Annotated in this window: 18 protein-coding genes; 7 read left to right on the top strand and 11 right to left on the bottom strand. The window is 65.3% G+C overall.

Annotated elements, in window-relative coordinates; all coding sequences use genetic code 11:
• Positions 1–30 precede the first annotated feature (30 nt).
• Together GGC64_RS12990 and GGC64_RS12985 are read left to right on the top strand one after the other, a co-directional pair.
• Positions 31–864 carry a hypothetical protein gene (locus tag GGC64_RS12990; protein WP_192722923.1) on the top strand — a complete coding sequence of 278 codons (834 nt, stop codon included), beginning with the start codon at positions 31–33 and terminating at the stop codon, positions 862–864.
• A complete protein-coding gene (locus GGC64_RS12985; protein WP_192722922.1) occupies positions 861–1,283 on the top strand; it encodes a hypothetical protein in 423 nt (140 codons plus the stop codon). Before GGC64_RS12990 ends, GGC64_RS12985 begins: the two co-directional genes overlap by 4 nt.
• Here the strand turns inward: GGC64_RS12985 and GGC64_RS12980 are convergent.
• From GGC64_RS12980 to GGC64_RS12965, 4 genes are read right to left on the bottom strand one after another with little or no spacing between them, the layout of a single operon-like run.
• Positions 1,256–2,098 carry an ABC transporter permease gene (locus GGC64_RS12980; RefSeq protein ID WP_192722921.1) on the bottom strand — a complete coding sequence of 281 codons (843 nt, stop codon included), beginning with the start codon at positions 2,096–2,098 and terminating at the stop codon, positions 1,256–1,258. The genes GGC64_RS12985 and GGC64_RS12980 overlap by 28 nt on opposite strands.
• The gene (locus GGC64_RS12975) at positions 2,095–2,970 is read right to left on the bottom strand and encodes an ABC transporter permease (RefSeq protein ID WP_192722920.1); all 876 of its coding nucleotides are present in this window, start codon (positions 2,968–2,970) and stop codon (positions 2,095–2,097) included. The genes GGC64_RS12980 and GGC64_RS12975 overlap by 4 nt, the downstream gene beginning before the upstream one ends.
• A 3-nt stretch (positions 2,971–2,973) precedes the next feature.
• Complete coding sequence (locus GGC64_RS12970) at positions 2,974–4,155, bottom strand: spermidine/putrescine ABC transporter substrate-binding protein (protein ID WP_192722919.1); 1,182 nt, start codon at positions 4,153–4,155, stop codon at positions 2,974–2,976.
• A gap of 52 nt (positions 4,156–4,207) precedes the next feature.
• Entirely contained in the window at positions 4,208–5,404 is a 1,197-nt protein-coding gene (locus GGC64_RS12965) for an ABC transporter ATP-binding protein (protein WP_225951868.1), read from the bottom strand.
• Between the two features lie 296 nt (positions 5,405–5,700).
• On the opposite strand from GGC64_RS12965, the gene GGC64_RS12960 reads away from it, so the two are divergent.
• Positions 5,701–6,129, top strand: a complete 429-nt coding sequence (locus tag GGC64_RS12960) for an SRPBCC family protein (RefSeq protein ID WP_192722918.1) — start codon at positions 5,701–5,703, stop codon at positions 6,127–6,129.
• On the opposite strand, the gene GGC64_RS12955 is transcribed toward GGC64_RS12960, so the two are convergent.
• Genes GGC64_RS12955 through GGC64_RS12945 form a run of 3 tightly spaced genes read right to left on the bottom strand, consistent with a single transcriptional unit; the run spans position 6,126 to position 9,434 of the window.
• Positions 6,126–7,592 (bottom strand): MFS transporter, encoded by a 1,467-nt coding sequence (locus GGC64_RS12955; protein WP_192722917.1) that lies wholly within the window; start codon positions 7,590–7,592, stop codon positions 6,126–6,128. The genes GGC64_RS12960 and GGC64_RS12955 overlap by 4 nt on opposite strands.
• Positions 7,593–7,623: 31 nt before the next feature.
• Entirely contained in the window at positions 7,624–8,775 is a 1,152-nt protein-coding gene (locus tag GGC64_RS12950) for a P1 family peptidase (RefSeq protein WP_192722916.1), read from the bottom strand.
• The gene (locus GGC64_RS12945) at positions 8,772–9,434 is read right to left on the bottom strand and encodes a class I SAM-dependent methyltransferase (RefSeq protein ID WP_192722915.1); all 663 of its coding nucleotides are present in this window, start codon (positions 9,432–9,434) and stop codon (positions 8,772–8,774) included. The genes GGC64_RS12950 and GGC64_RS12945 overlap by 4 nt, the downstream gene beginning before the upstream one ends.
• Positions 9,435–9,485: 51 nt before the next feature.
• On the opposite strand from GGC64_RS12945, the gene GGC64_RS12940 reads away from it, so the two are divergent.
• Complete coding sequence (locus tag GGC64_RS12940; protein ID WP_192722914.1) at positions 9,486–10,874, top strand: cytosine permease; 1,389 nt, start codon at positions 9,486–9,488, stop codon at positions 10,872–10,874.
• Here the strand turns inward: GGC64_RS12940 and GGC64_RS12935 are convergent.
• From GGC64_RS12935 to GGC64_RS12920, 4 genes are read right to left on the bottom strand one after another with little or no spacing between them, the layout of a single operon-like run.
• A complete protein-coding gene (locus GGC64_RS12935; protein ID WP_192722913.1) occupies positions 10,801–11,700 on the bottom strand; it encodes an alpha/beta fold hydrolase in 900 nt (299 codons plus the stop codon). The genes GGC64_RS12940 and GGC64_RS12935 overlap by 74 nt on opposite strands.
• Positions 11,701–11,732: 32 nt before the next feature.
• Positions 11,733–12,242 carry a GNAT family N-acetyltransferase gene (locus tag GGC64_RS12930; protein WP_192722912.1) on the bottom strand — a complete coding sequence of 170 codons (510 nt, stop codon included), beginning with the start codon at positions 12,240–12,242 and terminating at the stop codon, positions 11,733–11,735.
• Complete coding sequence (locus GGC64_RS12925) at positions 12,239–13,144, bottom strand: RNA polymerase sigma-70 factor (RefSeq protein ID WP_192722911.1); 906 nt, start codon at positions 13,142–13,144, stop codon at positions 12,239–12,241. The genes GGC64_RS12930 and GGC64_RS12925 overlap by 4 nt, the downstream gene beginning before the upstream one ends.
• Positions 13,141–14,301, bottom strand: a complete 1,161-nt coding sequence (locus tag GGC64_RS12920) for an NAD(P)/FAD-dependent oxidoreductase (protein ID WP_192722910.1) — start codon at positions 14,299–14,301, stop codon at positions 13,141–13,143. The genes GGC64_RS12925 and GGC64_RS12920 overlap by 4 nt, the downstream gene beginning before the upstream one ends.
• An 87-nt stretch (positions 14,302–14,388) precedes the next feature.
• Between GGC64_RS12920 and GGC64_RS12915 the strand changes: the two genes are divergently transcribed.
• From GGC64_RS12915 to GGC64_RS12905, 3 genes are all read left to right on the top strand, one after another.
• Positions 14,389–14,871: a TspO/MBR family protein gene (locus tag GGC64_RS12915; protein ID WP_192722909.1), complete on the top strand. Its 483-nt coding sequence runs from the start codon at positions 14,389–14,391 to the stop codon at positions 14,869–14,871.
• Positions 14,872–14,965: 94 nt separating this feature from the next.
• A complete protein-coding gene (locus GGC64_RS12910; protein ID WP_192722908.1) occupies positions 14,966–15,943 on the top strand; it encodes a sugar ABC transporter substrate-binding protein in 978 nt (325 codons plus the stop codon).
• A 6-nt stretch (positions 15,944–15,949) separates the two neighbouring features.
• Positions 15,950–17,023 (top strand): CapA family protein, encoded by a 1,074-nt coding sequence (locus GGC64_RS12905; protein WP_192722907.1) that lies wholly within the window; start codon positions 15,950–15,952, stop codon positions 17,021–17,023.
• The last annotated feature ends 63 nt before the right edge of the window (positions 17,024–17,086 follow it).

Here is a 17,086-nt window from a genome sequence, read left to right as displayed (position 1 = left end):
GACTTCAGGTCGTCTTCAGGTGCAGCGCCGATGGTCGACGCCATGGACCCGTACCAGGACGACAACCCGACAACTTCCTTTCCCGTCACGCCTCCGCCGCCACGAACCCTGGGCCGGGGCGCCCGATTCGCCGTCATGGGCACCGCAGCGACGTTGCTCGTCGCTGCGGGAGTGGGAATCGGCATGTCCGCCACGGCAAGTGGGGGAGATATGCATCAGATCGCCGGCGACGTCACACAAATGCAGTCGACGAAGGGCAACCACGACCACACCGCGATCGCCTCGATGGGTAAGTCCGATCCGGCGCATAAAGCGTGGGCGCAGCAATACGGTCAGGCATTCTCAACGCTGCCCAATCTGCCCGACGTCGCGTCGGCAAGCCCCGAGCAACAGGCAGCGGCGGCGGATCTGTTGTCGCGCAGCGAGTCTGCTACCGCAGCCTATTCGGACGTCACGGCCGCTAAGGCGGCTGGTTTCGATCTCGACGCCGGCATCGCGCACGCTGAACAGATGCAGCCCCGGCTCGCGGCGCTCATCCAGGCGGTTGATGCGGGGCAGCAGCCGAAACGGATGCCGATGGTGCACGTCGCCAACAAGGCCAACCTCCACGATGGCAAGGTGCTCGATCCGTCCGCACCCGAGGTGCTGATGTACGAGTACCAGGGCCACAATGCGTGGAAGGTCGTCGGCGTGATGTTCACGGCAAACGAGGTCTATCCGCAGGCGCCGCCGGATCCCGGCGGCCCGATCATGCGTTGGCACTATCACGACAAGCTTCTCGGCCAGGCGTTGATGATGCACGTGTTCTTCGTCCCCGACAACGATCTGGCGCACGCGTTCGCGTTGCATATGGAGGGAATGTGACCGACGAATTCCTCTGGGTCCCTTTGCGGTCCTCGCTGCGGTGGCCGCTTGCCGGGCTATCGGTGATCAGCGCAGCCGCCCACCTGCCCGTGTTGAGCGAACACTTGCACGAGGTGCCCTATATCGGGGTGGAATTCATCGTGCTTATCGTCGCGTGCCTACTCATCGCGATCGCGGCCCCGGCCTGGGACAGCACCGCGCTGTATGCCGTCGCCGCCATCACTTGTGGTTTGGCGGTGGCCGCCTATATCGCGACCAGAGCGGTCGGATTCCCGGGCCTGGCCGACGACGTCGGCAACTGGTTTGAACCCCTCGGCGTGGTCGCGGTCCTCGCCGAGTCTGCCACAGTGCTGGTCGCAATATATGTTCTCGCGCAGCGCTATTCGAAGGGTCAACCCTCGATTCGCTTGCGTCGGTAGAGCGTTCCGACGGCCAGCAGGAGCAGGCTGATGCCAAGGATCGCGGTTGCCAGCACGTTGATCTGCGGGGGCACCGCGGCCTTGACGGCGGCGTTGACGTACAGCGGGTAGGTCACCGTCGAGCCGCTGACGAAGTAGGTGATGATGAAGTCGTCGAGCGACAACGCGAACGACAGCATGCCTGCGGCCACAATGCCCGGAACGATCAGCGGCAGAGTCACTTTGAAGAAGGTGCGGCCGGGGCTCGCGCCGAGGTCCATGGACGCGTCCTCGAGTGTCCAGTCGAACCCGCGCATCCGCGCGCGCACCGTCATCGCGATGAAGCTGATCTCGAAGGCGATGTGCGAGATGACGATGGTGGTGTATCCGGCTTCCCAGCCGAAGTCGAGGAACAGGGTCAGCAGCGCCGCGCCCATCACGACCTCGGGAGCGGTGAGCGGGATCACCAAGAATGTGTCCACCGCGGTCTGGCCCCGGAAGCGTTGGCGCACAAGCGCGATGGCCACCAGTGAGCCGAGCACCAACGCGACCGCCGTCGAAACCGCCGCCACGTTCAACGACAGCTTCAACGCGTCGGTCAACGGCGGGTACTTGAATGGATCAGCCCAGTTCTTGAGCGTGAAGCCCTGCCAGGAGTAGTTGAACTTGCCTTTCGGGTCGTTGAACGAGAACAGCACGATCACGAAGATCGGCAGGAACAGATAAAGCAGCACCAGGCCCGCGAGTATTCGCAACAGCAGGTCGCCCCACTTGGGGCTGCCTTTGACCTTTTTCGGCTCGGCGGTGCCGACCTCGGCCATTGCCTGGGTTGTCATACCAGGTCCTCGGTGCCGAGAGCCCGGGTGTAAAGCAGCACACCGACCAGGATGATCAACATCAGGACCATGCTGAGCGCGGCAGCGGCAGGGTAGTCCTTGACGACAAGGAACTGTTTCTGAATGACGTTGCCGATCATCGTGGTTTGGGTACTGCCGAGATAGTCGGCGTTGATGAAGTCGCCCGAGGCGGGAATGAACACCAACAGGCTGCCCGCCAGCACACCGGGCATGGCCAACGGCAGGATCACTTTCGTGAAACTGCGCCGGTTCGTCGAGTACAGGTCTTTGGACGCCTCGATCAGCCGCGGGTCGATCTTCTCCAAGCTGACATACAGCGGCAGGATCATGAAGATGATCCAGTTGTAGGTCAGGCCGCCGATGACCGCCCAACTCGTCGACAGCAGCCGTCCCTCACTGGGCAGCAACCCCACTGACCCGAGCGCCTGAACCACCCAACCGTCGTCGGCCAGAATGGTTTTCCACGCGATGGTGCGGATCAGGAAGGTCACGAAGAACGGCAGAATCACCAATCCGAGGATCAGGTTCTTGTAGCGGCCCGCCTTGAATGCGATCACGTACGCCAGCGGAAACGCCAACAGCAGACAGAGCAGAGTCGCGGTTGTCGCATACACGAACGACCGGATGATCTGATCCTGGTAGTGGCTGAACGCCTGCAGGTAGTTGCCGAAGTCCCAATTGAACTCCAGCGTCGGCAGATACACCGAGCCGCCCGAGGACGACAGCGAGGTGCGCGCCAGCGAATAGAACGGCACCACGAAGAAGATCCCGAGGTACACCAGCGCGGGCAGGATCATCAAGTACGGGGCGAGCTTGCTCCGCTGTCTATTGCTGGTTGCTGCACCTGCCATCGATCAGCCGCCGGTGACCGCGGCGTAGGCGTCGTTGTACTGCTTGGTCTGCTCGTCGGTGAGTGCGGGCCAGCCCTTCAGCTTGGCCAGCGTCTCCTTCGACGGGTTGATCAGCGGATTGGATGCCAGCTTCGGATCTATCTTGTTCAGCTCGTCGGTCATGTCAGACAGCACGGGCACGTACTGGGTGTGAGCGACGAGCTTGGCGTAGTTCGGCCGGTCGTAGACGTAGTTGATCCACGCCTCGGCAGCCTTCTGGTTCTGCGTGGTGTAGGGAATCACCATCGTGTCGACGAACGTGGTCCCGCCCGCCTCCGGAACGACGAAGTGAAGGTCGGGATTGTCGGCCTGCAGTTGGACCACGTCGCCCGAATACGCTTGGGCGATAGCGACATTGCCCGAAGCCAGGTCGTCGGCGTAGTCGTTGCCGGTGAACCGGCGGATCTGGCCTTTCTCCTTCTGCTCCTTGACCAGGTCGATCGCCTTCTGGACGGTCTCCATGCTCGAGTTCTCGATGGAGTTGCCCTGCGACATCATGATCATGCCGAGGCCGTCCTGGGCGTCGGAGAACAGGCTGACCCGACCCTTGAATGCGGGATCCCACAGGTCCTCGATCTTGGTGATGTCGCGTTTGGTGGCGGCCCTGTTGTAGGCCAGCCCGACCATGCCCGACATGTATGGCGCGCTGAACTTGCGGCCCGGATCCACGCTCGCCTCGAGAAGGTCTTGGCGAATGTTCTTCTTGTTCGGAATGTCACCGAGGTCGTTGAGCCAGCCGAGGCCATGCAGGCGCACGGCCATGAACGTCGTCGGCACCGCCAGATCGGCGCCGATGTCCTGCTTACGCGACAACGGTTCCTTCACCTTCGCGAACCACTGCTCGTTGTCGTTCAAGTCTTCCTTGTAGTCCACCGTGATGCCGGTGGCCTTCTGGAACTCGGCGACGAAGCCGTCGGCCATGTACAGCGGCCAGTTGGAGATCCGCAGCGTGCCGCTTGCCGGACCCGATTGCGTCGACGTGGTGCCGGTGGCGGACTTGTTGTCCGAGCTACACGCGGCCAGGAACGAGCCGCCGACGGCCAGCGCGGCAGCGGCCGCGGCACCGCCGCCGATGAAGCGCCGGCGCGAAGTCCGGTTGGCGACAAGGCGATTGAGGACCTGGGGATCAAACTCGTTGGGGGGCATGGCGACTGTGCCTTTCGATGAAGGGGGGAGGGGGACTGACTACAGCCAAGGCTTACGAGTCGTCGAGCATCTCCTCGAGATCCTCGGTGGTCGGGATGTCGGCCGCTGGAAGCACCAGCGACGCCTCGGGCGCCCAACTGACATGCACCTCGTCGCCGGGTCGCAGCATCGGCAAATCCTGCTCGGCGCCGATGTGCGCGAGAATCGTCGACTCGTCGGGCGCGGTCAGCGACAGCCGCACCACCGGGCCCTGGAACGTCAAATCGCTCACCGTCGCACGCACAGTGGCGACATCACCGGTGGGCGCATCCATCGAGACCCGCACCCGCTCCGGCCGGACCATCAACGTCGCCTGCCCACCGGGTTCGATGGTGGTGTCGCCGGGGCGGGCCTTGAGCGTGGTTCCGAGCACCTCGACTTCGACGAAGTCACGGTTGGTGCGCCCGGTTTGCTTACCGGCCCACAGGTTGGCCTGTCCGATGAAGCTGGCGACGAACACCGTCGACGGGCGGTCGTAGATCTCGGTCGGCGTGCCGATCTGATCGACGTTGCCGGCGTTCATCACCGCGATCCGGTCGCTCATGGTCAGCGCTTCCTCTTGATCGTGGGTCACGTAGATGAACGTGATTCCGACCTCGCGCTGGATGCGTTTGAGCTCGAACTGCATGACCTGGCGCAACTTGAGGTCAAGGGCGCCCAGCGGTTCGTCGAGCAGAAGCGCGCTGGGGTAGTTCACCAACGCTCTGGCCAGCGCGACGCGCTGCTGCTGGCCACCGGAGAGCTGGGCGGGCTTGCGCTGGGCGAAGTCGGTCAGCCGCACGATCTCCAGCAGCTCATCGACCCGCTTTTTGACTTCGGCTTTGTCCTTCTTCTTACTGCGCGGTCCGTACGCGACGTTGTCCCACACCGTCATGTGGGGGAACAGCGCGTAGTGCTGGAAGACCGTGTTGACGTTGCGCTTGTGCGGCGGCACCCGCGATACGTCGGCGCCTTCCAGCCGGATGGCACCCTCGGTGGGCGTCTCGAACCCCGCGATCATCCGCAGCGTGGTCGTCTTCCCGCAGCCCGAGGGGCCCAGCATCGAGAAGAACTCACCCGATGCGATGGAGAAGTCGGCTTCGGCCACCGCGACGTAATCGCCGAAGCGCTTGGTGACGTGGTCGATCTCGATGACTGGGCCGCCCTTGGGGCGGGTGGTCCCGTCAGATCCCGCCGCTTGCTCGACGGGTGTGGTGTGTATGCCGGTCAGGGCGAATCCTCCTCAAGACACAGCTGGGAAGCTGTGGGTAAACAATCGCGGATCGGGCGGTCCTGCGCAAGCGATTCCGCAACGAATTTACATTTTTACAATGGAATCCTTCGTCATCGGTGCTTGAGACTGAGAAAATCCGCTGAATCGGGCGTCGTCCGCCACCGCCTGGCTACTGACAGGAGGCTGGACATGCGCTGGGACGATTGCCTCCAGTCTCCCAGCCCGCGCGGCCGCGATCAGTGGAAACCGACGACGCCGTTTACCCGGCCCGCGTCTTCGGGTAGTGCTGTGAGATGGCAAAGGTTGATGTCTCGGTCTCGTCGGCTGTCAGTCCGGAAAAGGCATGGGCCTTGGCGTCCGATCTGAGTCGCTTCGATGAATGGCTCACCATCTTCGCGGGCTGGCGCAGCGAGGTTCCTCCGCAGATCGAGGTAGGTACCTGCGTATCCTCGTGCATCAAAGTCAAGGGTTTCCGCAACACCGTGCACTGGCGCGTCACGCGGTACGACGAACCGAAGTTGATCGAGATTGTGGGCCGGGGCAGGCCCGGTATCCGCATCGCGCTGACGCTCTGCGTGCGCGACAACAAGCCGGGGTCGACATTCCAAGTCGTCGCCGATCTATCCGGCGGTCTGCTCAGCACGCCCGTCGGCCGACTCGTCGCTAAGGTGCTGGAATCCGATGTGCGCAAGTCCGTCGAGAATCTCGCGGCACTCGGTTAACCCCACTCGTGGTTCATGGCACGAGATTCGTAGCGCGCCTCAACTGATTCGATAGCTCTGCGCCGCGGACGCGTGAACGCGATCAACACCATCGCCAGGGTTGCGGTCACCGCACCGCCGACGAAGATCGCGACGAAGCTGCTCTCCATCGGCACGCCGTGAGAGGTCCGGCCGAGCAGCACCGCGACCATGGCCGCGGCCAGTGCGCTGCCGACGGTCCTTGCGATCGCGTTCATGCTCGTGGCAACGCCTGTCTCCCCGGCGTCGACCTCCGCGACGACGAGCGCGGGCAACGCGCCGTATCCGAGCGCGATGTAGGCGTTGGCCAGAATGCTGGCCACGATGATCTGCCACGGCGCATGGTGAGCCAGCGCGATGAACAGGAAGCCCGCGATGCCCGCCACCGCCGCGGTCATCAGCACTGGCCGGGCCCCGTACCGGTCGATGAAGCGGCCGCTGACCAAGGCCACCAGAAAGCCGGTGACCGCACCCGGCAGCAGATAGACGACGCTGGCCTCGAGCACGGTGGCACCAAAGCCGTATCCCGCTGCGGCATGGGGGATTTGGACGAATTGCGTCAGCCCGAGGAACGCGAAGTACAGCCCCATGCCGACGAAAACGGTCGCGAGGTTGGTGAGCATGATCGCTCGCCGCGTCATCATCTCGGTCGACACCAGCGGTTGCGTGGCGCGTCGCTCCCAGAACCACCAGGCGCCGAGCACGACGACGCCGCACACCGCGCACGCCAGCGTGGCCGGCGACGTCCAGCCCCACGAGTGCCCCTGGGTGATCGCCAGCAGCACGACCGACAGACCCAGTGCCAGCCCAGTAGCGCCGAGCCAGTCGATGGTTCCTGTCGAACTACGGTCCCGCGCGGGCACGACCAGCACGGCGATCGCAATGACGATGACGGTGAACGCCGTCGTCAGCCAGAACACGCGGTGATATCCGGCGTGCCCGCTCATCAGCAGGCCGACGACCACGAGGCCCGTGCCGCCGCCGAAGCCCAGCGTCCCGGAGAGCACCGACATCGCCGAGCCCATCCGCTCCTCGGGCAGCTCCTCACGAAGGATCGCGATGCTGATCGGGTAAAGCCCGTACGACGCGGCCTGCAATACCCGGGCGACGATCAGCAGCGCCAGCGACGTCGTCGTCGCCGCCAGCACCGACCCCGCAAGCACGATCACGAGCACGGTCAGCAGCACGCGCTTCTTGCTGTGGAGGTCAGCGAGCCGGCCGATCAGCGGGGTGGCCGCGGCCGCGGCGAGAAGGTTCGCGGTGACGGCCCAGCTGACCGCAACGGTCGACGCGTTCAGTTGATGGGCGATGATGCCGAGCACCGGAACGACCGCGGTCTGCAGGACCGCGACGGTGAGAACGACGACGCTGAGCCCCGCCACCAGTAGCCGGGGCCGCCCGAGCCGGTGATCGAAGGCGGAGCGTTTCGCGTCGGTCTCGACCACGCCCGGCTCCGATCGTTAGCAGTTCTTCCGATTATGGACCGAGGGCCAAGAGCGCTTTCAGCCGAGCATGGGGAAGGGCCGGCGAGCGGTGTCCGTCGCGGCCCACCATGTCCTGGTTGACCACCAACGCGTTGAGCACCGCTTCCTCGACGGCCTGCACCACCGCGGTGTAGAGGTCGTCCATCCGGCCCCACGGTACGAACCTCAGCGTGCCGAACTCGTCCTGGCCGGGGGAGCCGGCGGCCCCGACCGGGAACGCACTGGCCAGGCCGGGCACCTCCGCAGTGGAGAACGCCAGGAAGATGTCACCGGAGAAGTGGCTGCCCGCTGTCCCGGTGCGGGCAAGGCCCAGCGGAACGCGCCGCGCCAGGGCCTTGCACTGGCCGGGCAGTAGCGGGGCGTCGGTGGCAACGATTGCGATGACGGACCCTGCACCGGGTGGTGGCTTCAAGCCGAGGTCGACCTCGAACCAGTCGTCAGTCAGGGGATTGTCGTCGAGCAAGTCGCGACCCAAATGCCTTCCGGCAACGGTCAATTCGAACCGGGAGCCGAAGTTTGCCTGCACAAATGCTCCGACCGTGAACGTTCGCCGCCCGTAGGTGACCTGTCGCGACGCGGTGCCGTTGCCGCCCTTGAACTCATAGCAGTTCATCCCGGTGCCGCCACCGACCGATCCCTCGGCCACCGCGCCTGCGGTCGCTGTGTCGAGTGCCGCCTGGACGTGTTCGGGGCGGACGTGGCCGCCGTTGATGTCGTTGAGGTAGCCGTCCCACGTCTCCGCGCAGACGGGTAGTAGCCATTGCTTGGCGAGCCGCGGGTTGACGCGGTTGACCCAGCTGATGACGCCGGTATGGCAGGCGCCGACGGCATGCGTATTCGACAGCACCACAGGCAGATTGAACGATCCGGCCTCGTCAATCCACGTCGTGCCGGTCATCTCGCCGTTGCCGTTGAGCGAATACCAGCCCGCCGCACAGGGCTGCCCGACACCGTCGCGGCCGCGGGGGAGGATCGCGGTGACTCCGGTGCGCACCGACGATTCCTCGATCAACGTCGTCACGCCGACCTCGATGCCGGGGACGTCGGTGATCGCGTTGAGCGGTCCTGGCCGGCCTTGCAGGTCGATGCCGAGCCCGCGAGCCCGCGGCCGGCCGTCGGTGGTGTGGGTTTGGGGCGTGGTCATGCGGCCGTCGCGGTGAAATGTGCGATCGCACCGGAGACATCGAGGCGGTCGACGTTCAGGCCGGCGTCGGTGAGCCAACCGCGCAGTTCATCGACCGTGCCGCCGGCGCCGAAGACCCCGAGCCGTCGCCCGATCTTGAGCGCTACGTCCTGACGCCACCCGGCGCCGCGTACGAGTGAGTCGCCGACCAGCCGACCCCCCGGCTTCAGGCAGCGGGCGATTTCGTGAACTGCGGCTGCCGGGTCGGGAAGGCAGTGCAAACCGTTGAACGACACGCAGAGGTCGAACTCGTTGTCGTCGAACGGCATTCGCTCGATATCGGCTTCCACGAACTCGACGTCGTCATGCCCGAAGCCGGCGGCGCGGGCGCGAGCCCGCGCGAGCATCTCGGGGGAGATGTCGGCGGCGACGTAGCGCACGCCCTGGTCTGGTCGCAGCCCGCGCAGCGCGACCCCGCCGCCACACGGGACGTCGAGAACCGCGGCACCGTCAGCCAGCTCGCCGATCGTGTGGAAGCTGTCGTAGAGCATCCGGGTGTCGGTGCCCCACAGCACCACTCCGCCCGGCCTGGCAAGCCATTCGCGTTCGACGGCGAAGTCGTAGGCGCCGCCGCCCCAGCCAGCCACGCCGCCACCCCATATCGATCGCTGCTCCGGCATGCAGGCGACAGTAGTGCGTCAGCGCGACGTGGGTCGTGATCGAATGGACGGATGAGTTCCAGTGCTTTGACCGAGCCGACGTTCGCCGGCCACCGACCATCTGCGGCTGGGGACCTGTCCGTCGAGACGCACGGCATCGCGCCCATCCCGGCAGACCAGCGCTACGGGTCGCCCGCCCGGCTGTTCACGGTGTGGTTCGCGCCGCAGGTCAACATGACCGGCGTGTTCACCGGCGCGCTGGCGATCGTGCTGGGGCTCGGCTTCTGGCTCGGTCTGCTCGCGATGGTGATCGGGACCGTTCTCGGTTCACTCGTCGTCGGATACCTGTCGACGTGGGGCCCACGCACGGGTACCGGCCAGCTGCCGAACTCACGGATGGCATTCGGCGGCGGGGTGGTGTTGCCCGCCGTACTGCAATGGCTGGGCACCATCGCGTGGGACGCACTCGTGGGGCTGTTCGGCGGTCAGGCGCTGTCGCTGCTGCTCGGCATCCCGTTCTGGCTCGCGGTGTTGATCGTGCTCGGCGTGCAGGCCGTTGCGGGGTTCTTCGGCTACGAGGTCATCCACCGGATGCAGGCGGTGCTGACCGTCGTGCTGTTCACTACGTTCGTCGTGTTTGCAGTGAAACTCATTGCTGGGCAGCAGATCGTCACACCTGCCAGTGTCGCAGGCGCAGACCTGGCGGGTGCGTTCGTGTTCGAGGTGACCATCGCCTTCAGCCTGGCCGTGTCGTGGGCCAGCTACGCCGCCGACTTCAGCCGCTACCTGCCTGCCGACTCGTCGCGTGCGAGGGTGTTCGGGTTCACCTTCGCCGGAATCGTGTTGGCCTACACCTTCATTCAGGGCATCGGCGTCGCCGCGGGGAACGTCGTTTCCGAGCAGACGGCCGAGGGTGTCCGAACGGTGATGGGAGGCGGCCTACTTGGCGGGCTGGCGTTGCTGATCATCGCGCTGGCATCGATCGGTTCGGGCGTGATGAACGACTACAGCGGCTCGCTGGCACTGCAGACGATCGGTGTGCGGGTACGGCGACCAGTGTCGGCCGTGATCGTCGCGGCCCTGGCCTATCCGCTCATTCTCTGGCTGAACGCCGCCGACACGGCCACCCGCTTTCAGAACGTGCTGTTGTTGGTCAGCTATTGGATTCCGGGGTTCGTCGCCGTGGTGGTGATCGACTGGCTGCTTCGGGTACGCGGACGAGCCACCGTCGACCCCGCTTCCGAACCGACCGACCGCCGCGATGCGGTGGCCGCGGTGATCGCGTTCGTGCTCGCCTACGCCGTGGCGATCCCGTTCATGGACACGGCGCCCCTGTTCGAGGGGCCGATCGCCAAGGCGTGGCACGGCGCCGACATCGCGTACTTCGTCAATCTGTCGGTGGCTGCGCTGCTGTACGGCTGCTATCGATTGGTCCGTTCGCGGTCTCGCTTGTCGAGGTGATGAAGTCGTCGAGCAGGTCGACCACTTCGGCGGGCCGCTCGACTTGGGGAAAGTGGCCGACGCCCTCGAGGACCTCGAGTCGGCTTTCCGGCCGCACCTCCTGGGCCGCGTAAGCATGAGAGACCGGGATGATCTGGTCTTTGTCACCCCAGATCGCCATGATGGGCAACTCGGACGCCACGTGTAGCCGGTTGAGCGCGCTCACGGCCTGACCGCGATAATCGACCACCGACCGCAGCGTTCGCAGGAACGCTTGCCGCGTCTGTGAGTCCGCGAAAGATGAGTAGGCGCTCCATATTTCGGCGCCGCGCGGGGACTGGACACCGACCGAACTGAACCAGGAGCGCAGCTTGTTCCCAGCCTTCAACACAGGCGGCGGCGCGATGATCGGCATGATCAGTTCGGCGCCTGGGGCCGACAACAGCCGAAGCGTCCATCCGACGTCGGGGCCGAGACCGCCGCTGCTGATGAGCACCAGCCGTTGGCAGTAGTCCGGATGCTGATACACGAACTGCATGGCCACGCCGCCGCCGAGCGACTGGCCGACGATCGTCGCGCGCGTGACACCCAGTTCGTCGAGCAGATCCCGCAGCCACACCGCGAACGCGCCAAGCGAGTAGTCCCCGCGCGGCTTGTCCGATCGGCCGTGACCGAGCAGGTCGGGCGCCACGACGCGGTACTTCTTGGCCAACTGCGGGATCATCGCCCGCCAGGTGTCCGAACTTCCCGCCATCCCGTGGATCAACAGGATGGTCTCGCCGGTGCCCGCATCCCGGTATGCGATGCGGTCGCCGTGCAGTTCCAGGTACTTGAGTTCAGCGGTCACCGATTCCCCCCTCTGCCGTTGTCCGGCTCATGTTAGTTCCGGCCCTTGAAGCGTGACAGATAGAGCCAGGTCGGCTGATAGCCGCGTCGCTCGTAGAGTCGGATGGCATCGGTGTTGCCGGGCAGTGCACCCAGGATGATGTCCTCGACGCCGATCGCCTGCAGGTGCTGCTCGAGCCGCTCCAGGAACGCCGAACCCAACCCGCTGCCGCGGTATTGCGGTAGCACACTGAGGGATTCGATCTCACCGATCCGTGTGCCGGTGACCCAGGTGTCCGCGATCCAGCTGTCGTCCACCGTCATCACGTGGGCGAGGCCGTAGCCGACGACCGTATCGCCGTCCAACGCGAGCAGCAGCAGGGTGTCGGGCTTGGCGAGCAACTCCTCATACAACGCGCGCCTGACGCGCCAGGTTTCGTCGTCGCTGACATACGGCCCCAAGTGCGGCATGACCTGCGCGTGTTGATGATGAACCGCCACCCACAGCGGTCCCACGAGGTCCAAATCCGCGGCGCTTCCGGTGCACACCTGCCATTCGGTCACGACGCCACGTAGATGTGCTTCACCCCGTCGGCGACCGCACGCAGCTTGTCCGGGTTGGCGACGTTGTGCACGGTGACGATGCGGCCGGCTGCGTCCAGGTCGACGGTCAGCGTGGCGATGACGCGACCGGCACCGGTCAACAGGATGCCGGGGCCGCCGTTTATCTCGACGACTTCTGCTGCCATATCAGCGATTTCGACCCCCTCATAGGGCCGTGCACTCGCACCGGCGATCCAGCGCGCAACGTTGTCGATACCGACGATCGGTCGCATCGCCTGGCGGACCTTGCCACCGCCGTCCGTCCACAGCGTGACCTCCGGTGCGAGCAACTCCATCAGTTCGTTGATGTCACCGCCGGTGATGGCGGCGAAGAACCGCTCGGTGGCCTCGCGTTTCTTGACGCGGTCGGCCTGAAAGCGGGGCCTGCGTGCCTGCACGTGTTCGCGGGCGCGATGGGCGGCCTGACGCACGGCAGATTCCGACCGCTCGACGGCGTGAGCGATCTCGGCGTAGCTGAAGGCGAACACTTCCTTGAGCACGAACACCGCGCGCTCCAACGGGCTCAGTGTCTCCAACACCACGAGCATCGCCATCGAAACGGATTCGGCGGTGGCGACGTCCTCTGCGGCGTCGGGTTGGGTGAGGATGGGCTCGGGAAGCCATGGGCCGACGTATGTTTCACGTTGGTGGCGGGTGGACCGCAGCCGTTCCATCGACAAGTTCGACACGATGCGCGCAAGGTAGGCCTTCGGATCGGAGACCTGTGACCGGTCGTCCGCCGACCACTTGAACCAGGCGTCCTGGACGACGTCCTCGGCATCCGCGGCCGAGCCGAGGATCCGGTAGGCGATCGAGAACAACAAGGTCCTGTGGTCGGCGAACGTCTGCTGGTCGGCGTTCATCGAGTCATCCGGCCGCCGCGCCGCCACGTCGCCGCCCCTAGCGCTGGCAGCACCTTGAGCAGGCGGTATGTGGTCCACGGGTTGGAGCTCACCGTCTCTTTGTACGCGACGGCGAACCTGCCGGCCAAGTAGAACCGCCCCGGAGTGTCGTCGGCGTGGGTGAACTGGATGACGCCGTCGTGGCGGCCCAGGCTGACGGGCTGATGGACGTAACCGAAGCGGAACCTCTTGGGCTGCTTGCCTTTAAGCTCGCGGACGATCGATGCCGCCGCATGCAGCGCGGTCGGGATACCGCTCTGGCAGGTGCCGTGGATGACACCGTAGCCCTGCTGGATCGCGGCGGCGTCCCCGACGGCGTAGACGTTGGGATGTGACACCGAACGCAGCGCCTCGTCGGTGACGATGCGGCCACGGTCGTCGACGTCGAAGCCGGCGGCCGCGGCGATCGGCGACACCCGCACGCCCGTCGTCCACAGCACCGCCTGCGCATTGACGACCTCGCCGTCGTCCAGCGCCACACCGTCGGACATCACCTTGACGATGTCGACACCGGCGCGCACCCGCACACCAAGCCGCTCCAGGCCTGCGTGCAGTCGGGCCCGCGCCTTGTCGCCCATCATCGAACCGGGGACCTGGCGGCTCAGCAGCACGACGTCGAGTTGTGGATGCTGTTCGGCGATCTCCGCCGCGGACTCGATGCCGGTGAGCCCGCCGCCTGCCACGACGACGGTGCCGTCGGTGAGGCGGTGCAGATGGTCGGCGAGCAGCATCGCGTCCTGCGCGCTGTTCAAGGTGTAGGCGAATTCGTCAACACCGGGAACCGTTTCGGTGTCGGCGACGCTGCCGAGGGCGTAGATCAGCGTGTCGTAGCGCAGCGGGTAGGCGTCATCGATGCGGACGCTCTGCGCGTCGGCGTCGATGCCGGTCACCCAGCCCTGGACGAAGTCGACGCCGGTGCCCTCGAGCTGATCTGGAATCTGCAGATCGGCCAAGGTCTGCCCGGAGGCGGTCTGATGCAAGCGCAGGCGTTCGGTGAACCGGGTCTGCGGGTTGACGATCGTGATGTGAACATCGTCGCGACCCTTCAGACGCCCCACCAGCCCTGCGGTGGCGGCCATCCCGGTGTAACCGGCGCCCAGAATCAGGATCTCGATCATCGTTCTGCCTTTCTTGTCGGCGGTTGATATGCACCAGACGCGAGCAGCGCCGCGATTCGTGACATCGACTTCGGGGTAAATTTCGCCATGCGCTTGAAGACACTGGTCAGCACCGCTGCAGCTACATTCGTCACGGCACTGGTAGGCGGGTTGGCAAGCCGACCCGCGGAGTCAGCGTGGTACGCCGGCCTGCAGAAGCCGAGCTTCCAGCCGCCGCGGCAGGCCTTTCCTGTCGTATGGCCGTTGCTCTACGCGGACATCGCTGCCGTTTCGGCCTCGACGCTGGACCACCTCGGCGCCGCGAATCGCAGGCAGGCCCGCACCTATGCCGGGCTGCTGGCCGTCAACCTCGCGCTCAACGCCGGTTGGACGTGGCTGTTCTTCACGCGTCGCCAACTCGGGACGTCGGCCGTGGCGGCGGCCGCGCTGACGGTGAGCAGTGCCGATCTCACGCGACGGTCCGTCGCAGCGTGTGGTCCGCGTGCCGGTGTTCTCGCCGCCTATCCAGCGTGGTGTGCGTTCGCGACGCTGCTGTCCACCCGCATCTGGCAGCTGAATCGCTCTCGGTAATCCCGCCACGCCGGCCCGATTAGCTGCGACGATTGGGGAGCGACCTGCTGTCGCGCGGCGGGCTCGCACCGGCTCGCGTGGGAGGGGCGAATCAATGGCCCGAACGTCGTTTGCGTACATCCTCTCGGTGCTGATGATTGCGGTGGCGGCCTGTTCCGGCGGTGAACATGGCTCGACGCCACCCACCTCTAGTGCTCACAACGGCACCTCGGCCCGCATGACCGTCGCCCTCATCACCCATCAGGCACCGGGCGACACGTTCTGGGACCTGGTCCGTCGGGGCGCCGAGGCGGCAGCGGCCAAGGACAACGTCGAACTTCAGTACTCGCACGATCCCGACGCGGCGGCCCAGGCCAACCTGGTGCGGGCCGCGGTGAGCGCAAAGGTGGCAGGCATCGCGGTCACCCTGGCCGACCCTGTGGTGATGACGCCCGCGGTCCAGGCCGCGATCGCCGCGGGCATTCCGTTGGTCGTCGTGAACTCCGGTATCGCCGACTGGAAAGCGCTTGGCGTGATGGAGTACTTCGGGCAAGACGAGACGATCGCCGGCCGGGCGGCGGGCGAACGCTTCACCCACGAAGGCGCCCAGAACGCGCTCTGTGTGATTCACGAACCGGGGCATGTGGGGCTCGAAGCCCGATGTGACGGGCTGACAAGCGGATTCGCGGGCAAGACACAGAAGCTCTACGTCGACAGCGTGGACAAGGACGCTGTCAAGAGCGCGGTGATGGCAAAGCTTCAGCAGGACTTCAGCATCGACCGTGTCCTCACGCTCGGCGCCCCAGTGGCGCTGGCCACCTTGGAGGCTGTCGCCGAAGTGAACAGTTATGCCAAGGTGGCGACGTTCGACACCAACGCCGGTGTCGTCGACGCGATCAAGAACGGCAGGATCGAGTGGGCCATCGACCAACAGCCGTTCCTGCAGGGATATCTCGCGGTCGACTCGCTTTGGCTGTACTTCACCAACAAGAACGTGATCGGTGGTGGTCAGCCGACTTTGACGGGGCCGTCGTTCGTCGACGAGACCAATATCAACTCGGTTGCCGACCTCGCTCAGGCCGGCACTCGCTGAGTCGTCGTGACGGTCATCTTCCTCACCGGCGACGTGATGACCGGCCGTGCGATCGATCAATTGTTGCCGCATCCCGGTGATCCGACTCTGCGCGAATCCGTGGTTTCCGATGCGCGAACCTATATTTCGCTTGCCGAGCGGACAAACGGTCCGATCCCGGCGCCGATCGAGTATTCATGGCCGTGGGACGACGCTTTGGAAATCGTCGAGCAGTTCGCGCCCGACGTCCGACTGCTGAACCTGGAAACGAGCATCACCACAGGCGGTGAGTTCGCCCGCGGAAAGGCGGTGCATTACCGGATGCATCCCGACAACATCGGCTGTCTGACGGCAATCCGGCCCGATGTCTGTGCGCTGGCCAACAACCACATCCTCGACTTCGGGTATCAGGGGCTGACGGACACGCTGCGAACGCTCGACCGTGCCGGAATACGCAGTGCTGGTGCGGGTTTGGATGCCGAAAGTGCGCAGCGCCCCGCTGCCGTCGGGCGGGTGGTGATCGCATCCTGCGGCATGAGTTCGAGCGGCATTCCACCGGGATGGGCAGCGACGGCACACCGGCCCGGAGTTGCGTACGTGCCGGACATGACCGACGACAGCGCCGACCTGATCGCTGATCGAGTGACAGCCTTGACGGGACCCGACGACGTCGCGGTGGTCTCGCTGCACTGGGGCTCGAATTGGGGCTATGCCGTCGACAGCGCACAGATCAGGTTCGCGCACAGGCTGATTGACGCCGGCGTCGACCTGGTGCACGGCCATTCGTCGCACCATCCGAGGCCGATCGAGATATACCGCGGAAAGCTGATCATGTACGGATGTGGCGACACCATCGACGACTACGAGGGCATCTCCACCTACGAAACGTTTCGCCACGAGTTGCGGCTGCTGCATTTCGCTTCTGTCGACAAGTCGGACAGTGTCCTGCGTATGGTGCCGGTGAAAATGCGAAGGATGCGGCTCGAGCGTGCGCCTGAGCGGGACGCTGCGTGGTTGCACGCCAGCATCGTAGAGATGAGCAGCGGCTTCGGAACGCGCGTCGAGGCCACGGCCGACGGCGTACTCACCGTCGCTGCGTAGCCGAAAAAGAACTGGCGGGCAAGGACAGCGGTTGGTAGCCTCTCGGACACCGTGACGTCGATC

Source organism: Mycobacterium sp. OAS707, from assembly GCF_014873705.1.
GTDB lineage: Bacteria > Actinomycetota > Actinomycetes > Mycobacteriales > Mycobacteriaceae > Mycobacterium.
Note: the sequence above shows the minus strand (reverse complement) of the source record. Positions and strands in the feature narration are given on the sequence as shown.

Coding starts and splice junctions, on each gene's coding strand:
- GGC64_RS12990 (WP_192722923.1), top strand. CDS start 31: ATGGTCGACGCCATGGACCCGTACCAGGACGACAACCCGACAACTTCC.
- GGC64_RS12980 (WP_192722921.1), bottom strand. CDS start 2,098: ATGACAACCCAGGCAATGGCCGAGGTCGGCACCGCCGAGCCGAAAAAG.
- GGC64_RS12975 (WP_192722920.1), bottom strand. CDS start 2,970: ATGGCAGGTGCAGCAACCAGCAATAGACAGCGGAGCAAGCTCGCCCCG.
- GGC64_RS12970 (WP_192722919.1), bottom strand. CDS start 4,155: ATGCCCCCCAACGAGTTTGATCCCCAGGTCCTCAATCGCCTTGTCGCC.
- GGC64_RS12960 (WP_192722918.1), top strand. CDS start 5,701: ATGGCAAAGGTTGATGTCTCGGTCTCGTCGGCTGTCAGTCCGGAAAAG.
- GGC64_RS12950 (WP_192722916.1), bottom strand. CDS start 8,775: ATGACCACGCCCCAAACCCACACCACCGACGGCCGGCCGCGGGCTCGC.
- GGC64_RS12945 (WP_192722915.1), bottom strand. CDS start 9,434: ATGCCGGAGCAGCGATCGATATGGGGTGGCGGCGTGGCTGGCTGGGGC.
- GGC64_RS12940 (WP_192722914.1), top strand. CDS start 9,486: ATGAGTTCCAGTGCTTTGACCGAGCCGACGTTCGCCGGCCACCGACCA.
- GGC64_RS12925 (WP_192722911.1), bottom strand. CDS start 13,144: ATGAACGCCGACCAGCAGACGTTCGCCGACCACAGGACCTTGTTGTTC.
- GGC64_RS12920 (WP_192722910.1), bottom strand. CDS start 14,301: ATGATCGAGATCCTGATTCTGGGCGCCGGTTACACCGGGATGGCCGCC.
- GGC64_RS12915 (WP_192722909.1), top strand. CDS start 14,389: ATGCGCTTGAAGACACTGGTCAGCACCGCTGCAGCTACATTCGTCACG.
- GGC64_RS12910 (WP_192722908.1), top strand. CDS start 14,966: ATGGCCCGAACGTCGTTTGCGTACATCCTCTCGGTGCTGATGATTGCG.